At 71.6% G+C, this 17,064-nt stretch carries 11 protein-coding genes; 5 read left to right on the top strand and 6 right to left on the bottom strand.

From position 1 onward, the window contains the following. Positions 1 to 15 precede the first annotated feature (15 nt). The 5 genes from M1R94_RS15285 to M1R94_RS15270 form a co-directional block, all read right to left on the bottom strand. The gene (locus M1R94_RS15285) at positions 16 to 2,880 is read right to left on the bottom strand and encodes a sulfide/dihydroorotate dehydrogenase-like FAD/NAD-binding protein (protein WP_249382580.1); all 2,865 of its coding nucleotides are present in this window, start codon (positions 2,878 to 2,880) and stop codon (positions 16 to 18) included. Next, the gene (locus tag M1R94_RS15280; RefSeq protein WP_249382579.1) at positions 2,877 to 7,883 is read right to left on the bottom strand and encodes a 2-oxoacid:acceptor oxidoreductase family protein; all 5,007 of its coding nucleotides are present in this window, start codon (positions 7,881 to 7,883) and stop codon (positions 2,877 to 2,879) included. Before M1R94_RS15280 ends, M1R94_RS15285 begins: the two co-directional genes overlap by 4 nt. A gap of 276 nt (positions 7,884 to 8,159) precedes the next feature. Further along, entirely contained in the window at positions 8,160 to 9,188 is a 1,029-nt protein-coding gene (locus tag M1R94_RS15275) for an isopenicillin N synthase family dioxygenase (protein ID WP_249382578.1), read from the bottom strand. Between the two features lie 32 nt (positions 9,189 to 9,220). Beyond that, positions 9,221 to 9,307 carry a putative leader peptide gene (locus tag M1R94_RS20945; protein WP_374109479.1) on the bottom strand — a complete coding sequence of 29 codons (87 nt, stop codon included), beginning with the start codon at positions 9,305 to 9,307 and terminating at the stop codon, positions 9,221 to 9,223. Positions 9,308 to 9,328: 21 nt separating this feature from the next. Next, positions 9,329 to 10,405, bottom strand: coding sequence for a GNAT family N-acetyltransferase (locus tag M1R94_RS15270; RefSeq protein WP_249382577.1), 1,077 nt, complete (start codon positions 10,403 to 10,405; stop codon positions 9,329 to 9,331). A gap of 180 nt (positions 10,406 to 10,585) precedes the next feature. Here M1R94_RS15270 and M1R94_RS15265 point away from each other — a divergent pair, with 180 nt between their 5' ends. The 4 genes from M1R94_RS15265 (at position 10,586) to M1R94_RS15250 (ending at position 14,725) form a co-directional block, all read left to right on the top strand. Continuing rightward, the gene (locus M1R94_RS15265; protein WP_249382576.1) at positions 10,586 to 11,071 is read left to right on the top strand and encodes a nucleoside deaminase; all 486 of its coding nucleotides are present in this window, start codon (positions 10,586 to 10,588) and stop codon (positions 11,069 to 11,071) included. 148 nt (positions 11,072 to 11,219) lie between these two features. Next, positions 11,220 to 12,413, top strand: a complete 1,194-nt coding sequence (pdhA, locus tag M1R94_RS15260; RefSeq protein WP_249382575.1) for a pyruvate dehydrogenase (acetyl-transferring) E1 component subunit alpha — start codon at positions 11,220 to 11,222, stop codon at positions 12,411 to 12,413. Continuing rightward, complete coding sequence (locus tag M1R94_RS15255) at positions 12,413 to 13,420, top strand: alpha-ketoacid dehydrogenase subunit beta (RefSeq protein ID WP_249382574.1); 1,008 nt, start codon at positions 12,413 to 12,415, stop codon at positions 13,418 to 13,420. The genes pdhA and M1R94_RS15255 overlap by 1 nt, the downstream gene beginning before the upstream one ends. A 3-nt stretch (positions 13,421 to 13,423) precedes the next feature. Next, positions 13,424 to 14,725, top strand: a complete 1,302-nt coding sequence (locus M1R94_RS15250) for a dihydrolipoamide acetyltransferase family protein (protein WP_249382573.1) — start codon at positions 13,424 to 13,426, stop codon at positions 14,723 to 14,725. Here the strand turns inward: M1R94_RS15250 and M1R94_RS15245 are convergent. Next, complete coding sequence (locus M1R94_RS15245) at positions 14,722 to 15,321, bottom strand: SACE_7040 family transcriptional regulator (RefSeq protein WP_374109478.1); 600 nt, start codon at positions 15,319 to 15,321, stop codon at positions 14,722 to 14,724. The genes M1R94_RS15250 and M1R94_RS15245 overlap by 4 nt on opposite strands. Positions 15,322 to 15,452: 131 nt before the next feature. Here M1R94_RS15245 and M1R94_RS15240 point away from each other — a divergent pair, with 131 nt between their 5' ends. Beyond that, complete coding sequence (locus M1R94_RS15240) at positions 15,453 to 17,060, top strand: carboxyl transferase domain-containing protein (RefSeq protein WP_249382571.1); 1,608 nt, start codon at positions 15,453 to 15,455, stop codon at positions 17,058 to 17,060. Positions 17,061 to 17,064: the final 4 nt, after the last annotated feature.

Here is a 17,064-nt window from a genome sequence, read left to right as displayed (position 1 = left end):
GCGTGCGCCGCCCGCTCAGGCCAGCCCGTGCCGCACACGGCTGCTGAGCTCCTGCTCGCGGAACTGACCGAAGCGCGGGAGGTACCGGTCCCAGTCCACGCTGTGCGCGTCGAGCTCGGGGCCGTCCAGGCACGCGTGCCGACGCACCGGCCGCCCGTCGACCACGCAGGGCACCATGCAGGCCCCGCACATCCCGGTGGCGTCGACCATGATCGAGTTCAGGCTCGCGACGCACGGCACACCGTGACGGCGGGTCAGGTCGCTGACCGCGCGCATCATCGGGGGCGGCCCGATCGTCACGACCTGCGCGACCCTTCGTCCCGACCCGTCCTCGCCCGCCCTGAGCATCTCCTCGAGCGGGCCCGTCACCAGCCCGGGGACCCCGAAGGAGCCGTCGTCGGTGGTGCAGATCACGTCCAGCAGCTCGCCGTACTCCCGCTGGAGACTCCCGATGCGCTCCTGCGGCCCGGTCCAGAACATCAGCCCGGCGCTGCGGAACCCTGCGATCAGGGTCGTGTGGTTGCCGAGCCGCAGGTGCTCGCGAAGGATCGGGAAGACCGGTGGCAGACCCAACCCCCCGGCGGTCAGCACCACGGCCGACCCCTCGGGCACGCGGGTGACCTCGCTCGGACGTCCCAGAGGCCCCGCGACCCCGGCGAAGGACTCCCCCACGGCCGTCCTGGTCAGGCCGATGGTGGTCGTGCCGACCCCCTGGACCACCAGGCAGATCGTCCCTTCGTCAGCGTCCCAGTCGGCCAGTGTCAACGGGATGAGCTCGCTGCGGGGGTGGGGCAGCAGACGCACGAACTGCCCCGCCCGTGCCGCGCGCGCGATCAGCGGGGCCCGGACGACGAGCTCGACGATGCCTTCGCTCACGTCGGTCGAGGCAACCACCGCCGGCACGGTCGCCGCGAGGTCGGTGTACGCACGGGCCCGGGCGACCTGCGCTCGCACGGCGTCTGCCGGGAGGTCGACGGTCCCGATGATCTCCCGGGCCGCCGCCTGCCCGTCACCCGCGGCGTGCACCGCGGTCGACCCACCGCGACTGGCGTCACCACCCGTGAAGACCCCTGGCAGGGTCGTCTCCTGCGAGCCGCGGTGGTCGAGGTCGATCGTGCCGTGACGCGAGGTGTGCAGGCGCGGCTCGGAGTCCTTGATGATCGGGTTGGTCGTGTTCCCCAGGGCCATGATCACCAGATCGACCGGCACGTTCTCGGTGCGCCCGGTCGGCACGGGTCGACGCCGTCCTGACGCGTCCGGCTCCCCCAGATCCATCACGTCCAGGGTCGCGGACCGCACGAAGCCGCTCTGCGGGTCGCCGACGAACTCGGTGGGTGACCGCAGGACCTGCAGCGCGACACCTTCTTCGAGGGCGTGCTCGAGCTCCTCGACGCGGGCAGGCATCTCCTCGCGGGACCTGCGGTAGACGATCGTGACCGCGCCACCCAGCCTCCTGGCCGTCCGGGCAGCGTCCATCGCCGTGTTGCCCCCGCCGACCACGACGACCCGACGGCCCTCGACCTGCGGCAGGGGTGTCTCGTGGTCGTCGCGCAGCGCCTGCATCAGGTTGACCCGGGTGAGGAACTCGTTGGCTGACATCACGTTGAGCAGGTGCTCACCGGGCACCCCGAGGAACTTCGGCAGCCCCGCACCGGTACCGACGAACACCCGCCAGAACCCGGCCTCGCGCAGCTCCTCGAGCGATGCCGTCCGGCCCACGACGAAGTTGGGGACGAACCGGCCACCGAGCAGGGTGATCCTGGCGACGACGTCGTCGATCAAGGCGTTGGGCAGGCGGAACTCAGGAATGCCGTACCGCAGCACGCCACCCAGGGCGTGGAAGGCCTCGAAGACCGTGACCGGGAAGCCCTGGACCGCCAGCAGGTAGGCGTTGATCAGGCCTGACGGGCCGGAACCGACCACGGCGACCGGTGGCAGGGTCGCCGCCGTCCAGGGGTCGGGCCTGCCGGCCACCCGTCGCGCGAACCCCTGAGGGTCCAGCCGCTTCTCCCGCTCGGGGAGGAACCACTCGATCTGGCCGATGGCGATCGGCATCCGGGCGTGCAGGCACACGCCCTGGCACTGCAGCTCCTGCGGGCACACCCGACCGGTGACGTCCGGCAGCGGGTTGGCGGACTCGACCAGCTCGAGCGCCTCCTGGAAGCGCCCCGTCCCGACGAGCTCGAGCACCCGGGGTATGTGGATGCCGACCGGGCAGCCACCCTGGGGTTCACGATGACCCGCGAGGAAGACACCCAGCTCGCACGGCTTCTCGGCGCACTGCTTGTCACGCAACGCCTCGAGCCAGACGAAGAGGTCGACCTCCGCGGAGGTGTACCCCACGTCGAGATAGCCCTGGAACCCGGTGTTGACCAGGTCGAAGTCGTGCGAGCGGGTCGTGGCCTCCCGGACCCGAGGAGGGATGCTGCTGGCCGCGGGCCAGTCCTGCGAGAGGCCCGCGAACATCGGGTACCGGTCGGAGAGGTGCCGGTCGAGCGCACGGACGAAGGTGCGCTTGCCCCGCAGCGGCAGGGCCCAGACGAACCGCATGAGCACCCTGCTGCTCTGGTCGCCGCGCAGCAGCGCCGACCAGAGAGCACCCACGAACTCGGCGCCGAGCTCGGGCTGACGGAACTCCCACGCGACGGCCTCCATCCCGTCCGTGAGGAACAGCTCGCGGAACGCCGACGGGTCGGCGAGGAGGCGCCGTCTGAGCAGGGCCAGCTGGCGGTGGAAGTCTTCGACCGCCTCCGACCCCTCGAGGACCTGGACCTGCTCCTGACCTGCCCGGACCGCCTCGTCGGCCTCCAGGTAGCGGCGAAGGTCCGCCCGCCCCTCCGAGGGAGGTCGCAGGGTCGGTCCCGACGCGGTCGTCGTCATCGCAGGATCTCCGCGTCGCAGGTCGCCTTCACCCGCTCGATCCGGGCCTGCAGCTCGGGGGTCAGCTCGAGCTTGCCGAGCGCACCCGGGATCATCGCCGCCACGGTCCTGGGAGCACCGTCGACGAGCATCGTGGTGCGCTCGAAGAGCTGCGGAAGCTCCTGGTAGCAGGTCCCGCAGTCGTTGCACAGCGGCTGGTCCGCCGGGTCGAGGGTGATCACGGCGTCCTGGACGTCGACGGGAGCAGCCGGCGGACGAGCGGTCCCTGCGTCGTGGTCTCCGACGCCGGGTGCCGGACCTCCCGCCGGCACGACGCCCGGCCGGACCGGTGCACCGCTCGCCGTGGCGAGCTCGGTCATCGTCCGCACGATGTCGTCCAGGACGTGCTCCTGGTCGGCCTGGACCTGGTCGTACCGCGCCTGCAGGTCCGCGAGCTGCTCGTCGTGGCGGGCCGTCAGCTCGGCCTCGCGCCCCCCGGCGAGGTGCTGAAGCGTCTGCCAGTGGCGACGCCGGTCCTCCACCAGGGCGACGATCGAGGTCGAGCAGGCCATGCGTACCAGGCGGCCGTCACGGTCGGTCGTCGGGACGAAGGGCACCAGTCCGGCGCGTGCGTCCGTGGCCAGCTCGACGTACTCCGCGACGTGCACGCCTTCGGCAGCCGGGTCCAGGGGGCGGAACTGCTTGCGGAACCGGGTCTCGCCGAGGGCGAAGTCCGCCGGGGTCAGCGGAGTGCTCAGGAGTGCTGGCCTGCCCTCGTCGTCCACGTGCTCCAGGGTGGTCGTGGTCCAGGTCGCCTCGATGTCGGGGTTGCCCTCGAGGGAGTACCTGTCGTGCAGCGAGGGCCCGCGGCGCGGGTCGTGCACGAAGACAGGGTTCATCCGGCTCTCCACGGCCAGCCGCGACCGTGCGTTGGACGCTGCCTCGGGAACCCCGTTCTCCGAGCCGCACGGGGTGTAGACGTCCATCACCGCCGGACCGGCCGTGTAGGTGAGCATCTCCAGGGCGCTGCCCAGGAAGTGTCCGTGGAGCGCGGTGCTCGTGGCGCAGACGAACACGTCGGGGTGGAACGACGCCAGCAGGGCGAGCTCCTTGCGGGCCTCAAGCTTGCCGACGTGCTCGCCGCCGAACCGGGCCAGGTCGGAGTCCTGCCCGGTGAAGCTCGCGGTCGAGGCCTGCCCACCGGTGTTGGAGTAGGCACCGGAGTCCAGGACCAGCATCTTGACCGGTGTGCTGCTCGCCAGCACACGGGACATCGCGCCGAAGCCGATGTCGTAGCTCGCGCCGTCGCCACCGATGGTCAGCACGGTGGGCAGCAGGGCGATCTCCTGCGGCGTGAGTCGCTCCCAGGAGAGCATCTGCAGCTGCTTGTCGTGGGTCGTCGGCTGGTAGGCGTCCTCGAGCTCGAGGTGCGCCCGACGCCACGCGACGACGTCCGGCAGCGCCTGCGCGCACAGGCCCTCGAAGATGCCCTTGGCGAGCGGCTGGGCGTCCTGGAACAGGCTGTTGACCCAAGGGTCCAGGTAGCAGTTGAAGGGCATCGTCGAGGAGTAGACGCTGCTGCAGCCGGTCGAGTTGGCGACCACCGTCGAGGCGGGTCCGTGACCCGTCGGTCCCCCCTCGTACCGGTAGAGGCGACGGTCCAGGGTCGCGATGGTCGCCGTGACCCGTGCCCGGCGGTCGGCGTCGGCGTCGGCGTCGAGCCGGTCGTGCAGGGCGTGCAACCGGTCGAGCAGCGCGCCGAGCTCACGCAGGTGCGCCTGACGGCGTTGGGATCCCAGGGCATGGCTGGTCGCCATGAGGAGCCGGATCGCCGTGACCTCCCCGCAGCCACGGCATGCCCCGTGACCACCGGTCGTCGCGTAGTAGTTGCGGTGGTCGAGCAGGAGCCGCTTGACGTCACCACCGGGAGCTGTCGACCCCTCGAAGAACCGCCGGGGCGTGGGCGGCGCCGTCGCCGTCACGTCGAAGCGGTCCTCGAGGGTGGCCAGGACGTCGCTGTCCTGGTCCATGGGGGTCAGCGCACCAGGCCCGCACACCTCGACGCACTCGAGGCAGCCGGTGCACTTCCAGGGGTCGACGACGGCTGCGTAGAGACCACCGGTCCCCGGGACGGCCTTCTCCATCGCGTCGAAGAACGGCCGGGTCCGCGCCACGGGATACCGAGCGAGGCGGGCGACCAGCTGATCGAGAGCGCGCGCGACGAACGGGTCGTCGGTGACGACGTCGACGGCCACGTCGGCGACGACGTCGGCGAAGGCGCGCGGGGTCCTGTCCTGCCGGTACGACTCGCGCACTCCCTCAGCCAGCACGTGGACGTGACGACGCAGCTCCTCACGGCGCGCGTCGGTGAGGTCGAGCCGGGCGATGCCGCTCTCGAGCAGCTCGGGGATCTCGTGCACGGTGTTCGGGATGGCCGCGTCGGGGCACGCCAGGGCGCACTCGAGACACCCCGTGCACCGGTCGGGGTCGAAGCTGGGCACGCTGCGCCGGAAGAGGCCCTTGTCCTTGGTCGCCGCGGTCCCCACCGGCATGAACAGCCCGGCACCGGGGAGCACCGGTGCCTCACCGATGGTGCCCTCGCGGAACGGTCGTGCCGTGGCGGTCTCGAAGTAGTCCGGGTCGAACAGTCCGCTCGGAGCGGGGGTCGCGACGGTCGGGCACATCTGCGCGGACATCGCCACCGTGGAGCGCGACCGCACCACGACGGGTTCGGCGTCGATCGCGAGGAGCTCAGGCGTGTCGTACCGGACCGGTCGTGTCGCCTCCATCCCGTCACGGATGACCGCCATGTTGCCCTCGACGACGGCGGTGCCCTTGCTGCCGAACTTCTTGGTGATCTGGGTGCGGACCCTCTGGTCGATGCTCTCGGGCGAGGCGTCACCGGTGACCCGGTCCACGTGCCCGGTCACGGCACCGATGAAGGCGATCCCCATCATGCGGGTCTCGAGCTCGGGCGTGGGCGCGTGCCGCTTCGCCACCGCGAACGCGTCCACGACGAGGAACCGGATGCGCCGTTCACGGATCGTCCGTCGGGCCTGCTGCGGCAGCTCTCGCCACACCTTCTCGGGGCTCAGGTCGGTCTGCAGGATGAATGTGCCCCCGGGTACCAGACCCTTGAGCGGGTTCGTGTGGGCGAAGGCCCTGTGGTCCGGGGACACGACGACCTCGACGTCCTCGAGCTCGGCGTTCGTCAGGAGCACCGGCTCGGGGCTCAGGGTGATGTAGTAGCTGGTCGGTGCACCGCTCTTCTCCGAGCCGTACTTCGGAGCCGACCTGGAGTGCATGCCGAGCACCCCGGCCAGGATGTCGGTGAGCAGCTTGCCCGTCGCGACGGTCCCGTACCCGCCGATCGAGTGGAAGCGGACCCGGATCGCCGACGGCGGCAGGAGCACCGGGTTCGGCCCGGTGCGGAGCGCCATCTGCTGGGTCCCGGGGTAGGCCGTGCGCAGGCGGTCCTCCAGCAGCGCTGCCTTCGGCGAGGGATCGGCAGAGAAGAACTGGGACCCGAGGTACACCAGAGGCGCCGTCCCGCCGTCGGCCATGTGCTGCACGACTGCCACCAGGTGCCGCGGCTGCACGTCGTGACCGCCGAGTCCGAAGATCGCGGTGGTCAGGCGCGGGAGGGAGTCGATCGCCGGGAGGCCCGCGTGCTGCACGACCTCGGCGTTGGCGCGGGCTCGGAACAGCGCCTGCGTGACCAGCGAGGTCAGGGCGGTCTGGTCGGAGCGTTCGAGCACGGTCACGTGCTTCGCCTGCCGCAGCGCCGCGACGAGCTCGGCCTCGGGGAAGGGCTGCAGCAGCGTGACCTGGACGAGCCCGACCTTCAGGCCCTGCGCGCGCAGGTGGGGCAGCACGGCCCGGACGTCGTCGGCGATCGACCCGAGCCCGACCAGGACGTAGTCGGCATCGGTGCAGCCGTCGGTGTCCAGCGGCGCGTAGTGGCGGCCGGTGAGCGAGGAGTACTCGCGCATCGCGCGACGGACCAGGTCCGGGACGTCGGCGGCGAAGTGGGTGCGGTGGTCGACGGCGCCGGCCTGGAAGTCCGGCTGGTTCTGCACCGGACCGGTCATGCCCGGGTTGTCGAGGTCGACCAGCGAAGGGACACGCTTGCGGGTACCCCGCGTCGTAGCGTTGAGCCACTGGCGGCGCCATGCCCCGTGCACCTCCTCGGGCAGCCAGGGCAGGGTGTCGTCCAGGAGGCTGCCGGTGCCGTCCATCTCGACCTGGTCCGCGCGCGCGTCGAGGTAGGCGGTCAACGCACGCAGGTCGTCGACCGGGAGGTCACCGCGGATGCGCTCGAGATAGCGGGTGAGCTGAGCGACCCGCCCGGCGGCACCGAAGAGGATCTCCTGCGCCACGGTGGGGGAAGGGATGCTTCCCTCCGGGTCGCCGAGGTACTCGTGGAGCAGCTCGGGCTCGGGGAGCAGCACCTCGCTGAGCATGTGGCTCGTCGCGAAGCCGTCCATCGCGTTCGCCACCGGGATGAGCGACAGCGCCGAGGTGCGGTAGGAGATCGCCGCGAGGTCGGCGGCCTGCTGCGGGTTGGCGCCGAACAGCACGGTGTACCCCGACGGGAGCAGGGCGTACACGTCGTCGTGACCTGCCATGACGTTGAGCGAGTGCTTGGAGACCACCCGCGCGGCGACCTGCAGCACGAAGCCGCCGATCTTCTTGCCCACGGTCACGTAGTGCGACTCCATCGCGTAGAGGATCCCCTGGCTCGAGGAGGCGTTGGAGATGTACTGACCACCGGTCAGGGCAGCACCGAGCGCACCGCTCTGCGCAGAGTGCTCCCCCTCGGTCTCGAAGAAGAAGGGGTGCTTGCCCCAGACGTTGACGCTGCCCTCGGCCCGGGCGGCCTCGTACAGCTCGGCGATCTCGGTCGAGGGGGTGATCGGGTACCCGATCACCCCACCGCAGACGTGCTTCATGACGTGCGCGACGGCGCCGTTGCCGTTGATGACCACGGGGATGCCCGGGTAGCGGGCCTGACGGCCGCTCATCGGGACCGCCCCGACCCGTCCGTGCGGTCCATGTCATGTCGCCCGGGGGCCCCTCGGGCCGCACTGCTGACGGGATCGGCCACGGGCTCACACCCGTGCCGGTCGTCCGGAAGGTCGAGGTCGCACTCGGCCACGGCAGGGTCGCACATGAGGACTCCCCGGTACGCAGGCACACTGCACCATCCATGATGCCGCCACCGTGCCGTCGCGAAGCGGGACGGACGTCCTGGGTGGTGCGCCGCAGCGGCAGGGCATCCCGCCGCTGCGGCGCCCCGGTCAGCCCGCGGCAGCCATCGGTGCTGCGAGCAGGTGCGGATGGTGCGCCGCGACGACGTTGGGGTGGGCGCGTACGCGGCTCTTGAGCGCGTTGTACCCGTACTCCCCCACGATGTCCTGGTCGTCGGCGTCGCGCGCGACACCCCCGGCCCGGGCGGCGAGGTCGGCCGGCAGATCGACCCGGGGGAAGACGGCGTCCAGGGCCGGGTTGTGGAAGTAGGGCACGGAGATCCGGTCGGTGCCAGGATCCGGGGCCAGCACCCGGTGCTTGGTGGCCCGCAGGTACCCGTCGGTCGCCCACTCGAGCATCTCGCCGATGTTCACGATCAACGCGTCCTCGAGCGGCGGTGCGTCGAGCGGCTCGCCCTGGTACTCGACCTGCAACCCCCGTCGACCGGGCTCGACGAGCAGCAGGGTCAGCACACCGAAGTCACTGTGCCAGCCGACGCCCTGGTCGGTGCCCCCCTCGGTGCGGCCCGGGTAGCGGACCACCTTCGTCAGGGTGGCGGGAGCGTCGCCGAAGGCGCCGTCGAACACCTCGGCCTGCTGCCCCAGGGACAGCGCCCACGCGTGCAGCAGCCGGTCCGCCACGCCCGCCATGGTCGCGTTCCACGCGGTGATCACCTCGCGCAGCTCGGGGAGCGCGTCGGGCCACAGGTTCGGGCCCTGCAGCACGTTGTACGCCGGGTGCTCGGGGCCCGTGGGCAGGGCGTCACGCTCGGGGCCGACGTCGATCTGCTCGCGCCAGTCGACCTTCCCCTGGGTGAGCTCACCGCCGACGCGGGTGTAGCCACGGAAGTGGGGGCTGTGGGTGTTCTCGATCGAGAGCTTCTCGTGCGTCGGCAGCGAGAAGAACTCCCGGGCGACCGCGATCACCCGCTCGGTCAGCTCACGGCTCGCGCCGTGACCGACCAGGTAGAAGAAGCCGTGCGTGTGGGTGGCCTCCCGCAGGGCCGTGCGGAACTGCTCCGCGGTGGCGGGATCGTCGGCGTGGGACAGGTCGAGGACAGGCAGGGACGACAGGGTCATCGGAGTGGGCCTTCTGGTGTGTGGGGTCCGGGTCAGTGGGAGCGAGGGCAACCCGGACACAGCGCACTACCGGTACGCAGCAGGTCCACGTGGACGCGACGCACCAGGATCAGAGGCATGGTGCGAACTCTACCGTCGGTTCAGCCGCCGACCGGGAGGTCCCGGTGCCACGACTGGGTGACGTACGAGGTGGAGAACCCGGTCGTGGTGTACAGGTCGACCGCACCGGTGGGCGACTCGGCATCGACCTCCAGACCCACGCGATCGCGTCCACGCGCCGCGGCATCGGCGATCACGGCGTCGAGGAGCGAGCGGGCAGCGCCGCGCCCGCGGGCCGAGCGCAGCACCCCCAGGTACGCCACGTACGTGCCGTCAGGCGCCCCGCCGGCCCCGGGCGAGACCGTTCCCACCAGTGCACCGGCCGCGCGAGGCCCGGTACCGTCCTGGTCGTCGACGATCTCGGCGATCCACCAGTGGTCCCAGCGGTGGCCCGGGTCCTCACGCAGCCGTGAGACGAACTCGTCGAACGTCTCCGCGTGATAGTTGAAGTGGTCGGTGAACGCCTCCTCGAGGACGTCGTGCACCGTGATGAGGTCTGCCTGCTCGGGCATCCCGTCGGGGGCCCGGCGCACCTGTCGTACCACCACACCCGGGTACTGGTCGACAGCGGGCGCGTCGCCCTCAGCCTCGTCCACCGGGCGACTCATCTGCCACCACGTCCGCGTGTGCTCGAAACCCGCACGGGTGAGCCACCGCTGCTGGCGGAGGTCGTCGGCGAAGGCGCCGCTGTCCATCTGGGTCAGGTCCAGGCCGCGGCTGGTCGCGAGCTCTGCGGCCGCCCGGGCGGTCCAGCCGAAGAGCCCCTCGGCGAGCGTGTCGGCCGTCGAGGGCTCGAGGTCGGGGTCGACCACGACCGAGACCAGGACCCGCCCGGCGGCTCGGTCGTGCACCGTCGCCCAGCCCTGGGCATGGTCGTCGGGGTCGCGGACCACGAGGTGGCGACGGGTCAGACCTCCCGTGGTGAGGTCGGCATCGACGTCCTCACGACCTGTCCCCGACCGGCCGCGGGCCGCCACCTCGTGACGGCTCAGCAGGAGGTGCAGGTCGTCGACGTCGTCGGGCGCAGGGTGGGATACGACCCATCCCGGAGGGAGGGTCTCGGCAGCGATCTGCGGGCTGACAGGGGCGGGGCGGTGGCGCGGGTCTGTTCGGGTCATCAGCACCCATCCTGCCGTACCGGTCCCGTCGCGCGCCGTGGCGCCCGCCACGCGGACCCCTCGTGGTGCGGACATCCTGCTGCGAGAAGGGCCCCGAGCTCCCGAGATGGCAGCATCGTCGTGGACCACGGTGCGCCTTCTCGGCGCTGCCGCCACACGGCCGACCGGAGGGAGACCGGCATGCTGGACGACGTCGACCTGGCACACCTGCGTCGGTGCGTCGAGCTGGCCGGGAAGGCGCTCGAGTCAGGCGAGGAGCCCTTCGGCTCGATCCTCGTCGGTCCCGACGGGTCGGTGCTCGCGGAGGACCACAACCGGACCGCCGCGGGCGACGCGACGCGTCACCCCGAGCTCGCGCTGGCCCGCTGGGCCGCCACACACCTCTCGCCCGACGAGCGTTCGGGTGCGACCGTCTACACCTCGGGCGAGCACTGCCCGATGTGCGCTGCGGCGCACGGATGGGTGGGGCTGGGCCGCATCGTCTACGCCACGTCGTCCGCGCAGCTGGCCTCGTGGCTCACCGAGCTCGACCTGCCGCTGCCACCGGTCCGCATGCTGCGGGTCCAGGACATCTCCCCCGAGGTGGTGGTCGAGGGACCGGCCCCTGAGCTCGCCGAGCAGGTCCGGCGGCTGTTCCTCCGCCGCTTCGGGCGGGCCGAGGACTAGGCCGCGCCCCCGGGTGCCGAGACCCAGAAACGCCGGCTCCCGGCACAAAGGCGGCACGGCGTGCTCCCGCGTCGTACCCTGGCTGGACATCGGGCAATGGTGCCCAAGCCTCACAAGGGCGTGGGCTCCGCCAACAACGGAGCACAACATGTTGCGTTCAGAACTGTCCCCGAACCCCGTCCACCACCGCACGACCGACTCACGAGCGGGAACCGACGACGATGTCGACCCGTGGCAGGACCTCCCCGCCAGGCCGCGCGCGACCGTGCAGCTGCTCTCGCCTGACGGGACCAGGCGCAGCGACCCCGAGTACGAGCCATGGGTCCAGGACGTCGGCACCGACCAGATCTCCGCGCTCTACCAGGACATGGTCGTCGTGCGCCGCCTCGACATCGAGGCCACCGCTCTGCAGCGCCAGGGTCAGCTCGGGCTGTGGCCACCGCTGCTGGGTCAGGAGGCCTCGCAGGTGGGCTCGGCTCGAGCGCTCCGGGCCGACGACTTCGTCTTCTCGAGCTACCGCGAGAACGCTGTCGCGTACTGCCGAGGGGTAGGCCTGACGGACCTGGTGCGGGTGTGGAAGGGCACCTCCGCGAGCGGCTGGGACCCTTACGCGGTGGGGATGGCGACCCCCTCGATCATCATCGGCGCACAGACCCTGCACGCCACCGGCTACGCGATGGGGTGTGTCAAGGACGGCGTCGACTCGGTGGCTGTCGCCTACTTCGGTGACGGGGCGACGAGCCAGGGCGACGTGAACGAGGCGATGGTCTTCGCCGCGAGCTTCCGAGCCCCGGTGGTCTTCTTCTGCCAGAACAACCAGTGGGCCATCTCCGAGCCGGTCAGCCTTCAGGCCGTCCGGCCGATCGCCGACCGGGCACCCGGGTTCGGCATCCCGAGCATCCGGGTGGACGGGAACGACGTCCTCGCCGTCCTCGCCGCCACGCGCGTCGCTCTGGACAGGGCTCGTCGCGGGGACGGCGCGACCTTCATCGAGGCGGTGACCTACCGCATGGGTCCCCACACGACATCGGACGACCCCACCCGGTACGTCGACAAGGCCGAGCACGAGAGCTGGGCGGGCCGCGACCCCATCCTGCGGGTCGAGCGGCTGCTCGAGCTCGGGGGCCACCTCACCCCCGAGCTGACCCGTGCGGTCACCGCGACCGCCGACGCCGCGGCGCGGGAGATGCGGGACGGCTGCCACGGCCTCGAGCCACCCGAGCCGCTGAGCGTCTTCGACCACGTCTACACCTCCCCCACGTCCTGGCTCGAGCGGCAGCGCCGGCAGTACGAGGCCTACCTCGCGATGTATCAGGACGCCCCCGGCGGAGGTGAGGGCTGATGGCCGTCCAGACCCTCGCCGCGGCGATCGGCACAGGGCTGCGCCGGGCCCTCCAGGACGACCCGAGGGTGGTGCTGCTCGGCGAGGACATCGGCCGTCTGGGCGGGGTGTTCCGCGTGACCGACGGGCTCCAGCGGGACTTCGGAGCCGATCGGGTGATGGACACCCCGCTGGCCGAGGCGGGGATCATGGGCACGGCCGTCGGCCTCGCCTACCGGGGCTACCGGCCCGTGGTCGAGATCCAGTTCGACGGCTTCATCTACCCGGCCTTCGACCAGATCGTCGCGCAGGTGGCCAAGCTCCACTACCGCACCGGTGGGGCGGTCCGGATGCCGATCACGGTGCGAGTCCCCTACGGCGGGGGCATCGGGGCGGTCGAGCACCACTCCGAGTCGCCCGAGGCGTACTTCACGCACACCGCGGGCCTGCGCGTGGTGACCTGCTCGTCGCCTCAGGACGCCCACACGATGATCCGCCAGGCCGTCGCCTGCGACGACCCGGTGCTCTTCTTCGAACCCAAGCGGCGCTACTGGGTCAAGGGGGACGTCGACGAGGTCATCGACGAGACCACCATGGCGATGGATCGTGCCAGGGTCGTGGTCGAGGGCGACGACGTGACCGTGGTGACCTACGGCCCGCTCGTGGCGACGGCCCGGGACGCCGCGCTCGCCGCGTCGGACGACGGGATCTCCCTCGAGGTGATCGACCTGCGCTCGCTGGCCCCGGTGGACTACGAGACCGTCGAGGCCTCGGTGCGCCGGACGGGTCGGCTGGTGGTCACCCACGAGGCCCAGCAGCACGGCGGCGTGGGCGCCGAGGTCGCGGCGAGCATCACCGAGCGGTGCTTCCACCACCTCGAGGCCGCGCCCGCGCGGGTGACGGGCTTCGACGTGCCCTACCCGCCCGCCGCGCTCGAGGACCACTTCCTGCCCGACCTGGACAGGCTCCTGGACGCGGTGGACCGGGTGATGGGCCGGCAGAACTCGCTCAGCGGATGGAGGGGCTAGGACATGGCGGTCGAGGAGTTCGCGATGCCCGACCTCGGTGAGGGACTGACCGAGTCCGACCTTCTGGAGTGGAAGGTCGCGGTGGGCGACACCGTCGAGCTGAACCAGGTGATCGCCGAGGTCGAGACGGCCAAGGCGCTCGTCCAGCTGCCCAGCCCCTACGCCGGGACGGTGGCACGGCTGTTCGTCGAGCCGGGTGCGACGGTTCCGGTGGGTGCGCCGATCCTGGCGATCGACGTCGGTGCCACCTCGGCCGGGGCCACGACGGCCAGCTCGGGTCGGAACGCGGTGCTGGTGGGGTACGGCCCGCGGGTCGAGGCGGCGGACCGTCCTCGTCGGCGCGCTCGCGGGTCGGCCTGGTCCGCGACGCCGAGCTCCGCTCCCGTGCCCACTGCCCCGGGGCGGAGGCGCGGTGACCGGCCGCGCTCCTTCCCTCCGGTCCGCAAGCTCGCCCAGGAGCTCGGGGTCGACCTGGCCTCGGTCGACGGCTCTGGCGAGGGCGGACTGGTGACCAGGGACGACGTGCTGACGCGTGCGAGAGACCTCGCGGGCCCGCTGGAGCGGACCGCGGTGGGGGCAGCGGAAGGCGGTAGGGAGGCCGCACCGCGGGAGGTGCGCACCCCCATCACCGGGGTGCGCAAGCACACCGCGGCCGCGATGGTCGCCAGCGCGTTCACCGCGCCGCACGCCACGGAGTTCCTGACGATCGACGCCACCGCTGCTGTCGAGCTCGTCGAGGAGCTCCGCCAGGACCGGGAGCTCTCGGGCAGCCGGATCACGGTCCTGACGATCGTGGCCAAGGCGGTGACCCTCGCGGCGCGCCGTCACCCGGCTGTCAACTCCCGCTGGGACGAGGAGGCCGGCGAGATCGTGCAGTTCGGCTACGTCAACCTCGGCATCGCGGCCGCCACCCCACGGGGCCTCCTGGTGCCGAACATCAAGGACGCGGACGGGCTCGACCTCGCGGGGCTCGCACAGGCGCTGACCGCGCTGACCGACGCCGCCCGCGCCGGGACGACGTCACCTGCCGACCTGCGGGACGGCACCCTCTCGGTGACGAACATCGGGGTCTACGGGATCGATGCGGGGACACCGATCCTCAACCCCGGCGAGGCCGTGATCCTGGCGGTCGGAGCCGTCCGAAGGCTGCCGTGGGAGCACCAGGGCGAGGTCGCGCTGCGCCAGGTGATGACGCTGAGCCTCTCGTTCGACCATCGGCTGGTCGACGGAGAGCAGGCGTCACGCTTCCTCGCCGATGTCGGCACGGTCCTGGCCCGCCCGGCGCGGGTCCTGACGATGGTCTAGGGGGCGGGGCGTCCCAGCGCGGCGAGGGCCATCTCCTCGAGCAGCGAACCGACGCGGGAGCGTGGCAGCGAGCGGGCGCTGTGCGGCGTGGAGTTGAGGAGCCCGAACGTGGCGTGGGTGCGGATCCGCAGCTCGGCCGGGTCGACCTCGGGCTCGAGCCGGGTCAGGACGGCGACCCAGAGCTCGACATAGCGGCGCTGCAGGCCGCGCACCGCCCGCCGCTCGGGCTCGGCGAGCGAGTCGAGGTCTCGGTCCTGGACCCGGATCACGTCAGGGTCGGCCAGGGCGAACTCGACGTGGAACCTGATGAGCGATCGGAGGGCCGCAGTGTCGTCGGTTGCCTCGGCGACCACCTCATGGCCGCCGGTCACCAGTCGCTCGCTCGCGCCCACGAGCAGCGCGGCGAGCACGGCCTGCTTGCTGGGGAAGTGCCGGTAGACGGCGGGTCCGCTGACACCGGCCGCCGAACCGAGGTCCTCGATCGAGACGCCGTCGAAGCCTCGTCGGGCGAAGAGCCGGCTCGCCTCGGTCAGCAGGGTCGCCCGGCGATCGGCCTTGGCCCGGTGCCGGGCGGAGGTCGGGCGCACCGACGCCACCTCTCCCACCTCGACCCTCACACGACTCACGCCCTTCCCTGCGTGGACAACCCCGTCCGTGCACACTAGCGTCAGTTCAGTTAGCGAGCGTTAACTCAGGCGACCTCAGGGTCCTCAAGGAAGCGGCGTCGATGGAGACACTGCCCACCACGACCGACCGCGGCGCGCCCCCGTTCGAGCAGAACGAGGCGGCACAACGCGCCCTGGTCGTCGAGCTCCGCGACCGGTTGCGCGCGGCAAGCCTGGGCGGCCCCCCGTCCTCGCGCGAACGGCACGTCACCCGAGGGAAGCTGCTGCCGCGCGACCGCATCGACGTGCTCCTCGACGACGGCAGCCCCTTCCTGGAGATCGGCGCGCTCGCGGCCCACGGCATGTACGACGACGAGGCCCCCGCCGCTGGTGTCATCGCCGGGATCGGCCTGGTCCACGGGCGGCACGTGATGGTGCTGTCCAACGATGCGACCGTCAAGGGTGGCACCTACTACCCGATGACCGTCAAGAAGCACCTCCGCGCGCAGGAGATCGCGCTCGAGAACCGGCTGCCGTGCGTCTACCTCGTCGACTCGGGCGGTGCCTTCCTGCCGTTGCAGGACGAGGTCTTCCCCGACCGCGACCACTTCGGACGCATCTTCTTCAACCAGGCCCGTATGTCGGCGGCAGGGATACCCCAGGTCGCCTGCGTCATGGGCTCGTGCACCGCCGGCGGCGCCTACGTGCCCGCGATGAGCGACGAGACCGTGATCGTCCGCAACCAGGGCACGATCTTCCTGGGCGGGCCCCCGCTGGTGAAGGCCGCCATCGGCGAGGTCGTCAGCGCCGAGGAGCTCGGCGGCGGAGAGCTCCATTCCCGCACCTCGGGGGTCACCGACCACCTCGCCGAGAACGACGCGCACGCGCTCCAGATCGTGCGGGACATCATCAGCACGCTCCCGGCCCCCCGCACCACCGCCTGGGAGGTCCACCAGGGCCGAGGGCCGGCCGCGCCCGAGAGTGACCTCTACGGCCTGGTCCCCGTCGACGTGCAGTCCCCCTACGACGTGCGCGAGGTCATCGCCCGACTGGTCGATGCGAGCGAGCTGCACGAGTTCAAGCGCGAGTACGGCACCACCCTGGTCACCGGGTTCGCCCGTCTGCACGGGCACCCGGTGGGAGTCGTGGCCAACAACGGGGTGCTGTTCAGCGAGTCCGCGCTCAAGGGCGCCCACTTCATCGAGCTCTGCGACCAGCGTGGCATCCCCCTGGTCTTCCTGCAGAACATCTCGGGCTTCATGGTCGGCAAGGACTACGAGGCCGGGGGCATCGCCAAGAACGGGGCCAAGATGGTCACCGCGGTCGCCACCACCCGGGTCCCCAAGCTCACCGTGGTGATCGGCGGCTCCTTCGGCGCGGGCAACTACTCGATGTGCGGCCGTGCCTACTCGCCGCGCTTCCTGTGGACGTGGCCCGCCAGCCGCATCTCGGTCATGGGCGGGCAGCAGGCGTCGTCGGTGCTCGCCACGATCCGCCGCGAGCAGGTCGAGTCACGGGGGCAGGAGTGGTCGGCCGAGGACGAGGCCGGGTTCCGTGCCCCGATCCGTGACCGGTACGAGAGCCAGGGCAGCCCGTACTACTCGACCGCGCGGCTCTGGGACGACGGGATCATCGATCCCGCCGACACCCGCAGGGTGCTGGGGATGGCTCTGGACATCTGCTCCACGGTCCCGCTCGACCGGCCGGCCCTCGGCCTGTTCCGGATGTGAGCAC

The sequence above is a fragment of the Actinotalea alkalitolerans genome (assembly GCF_023369855.1).
Lineage (GTDB): Bacteria > Actinomycetota > Actinomycetes > Actinomycetales > Cellulomonadaceae > Actinotalea.
Note: the sequence above shows the minus strand (reverse complement) of the source record. Positions and strands in the feature narration are given on the sequence as shown.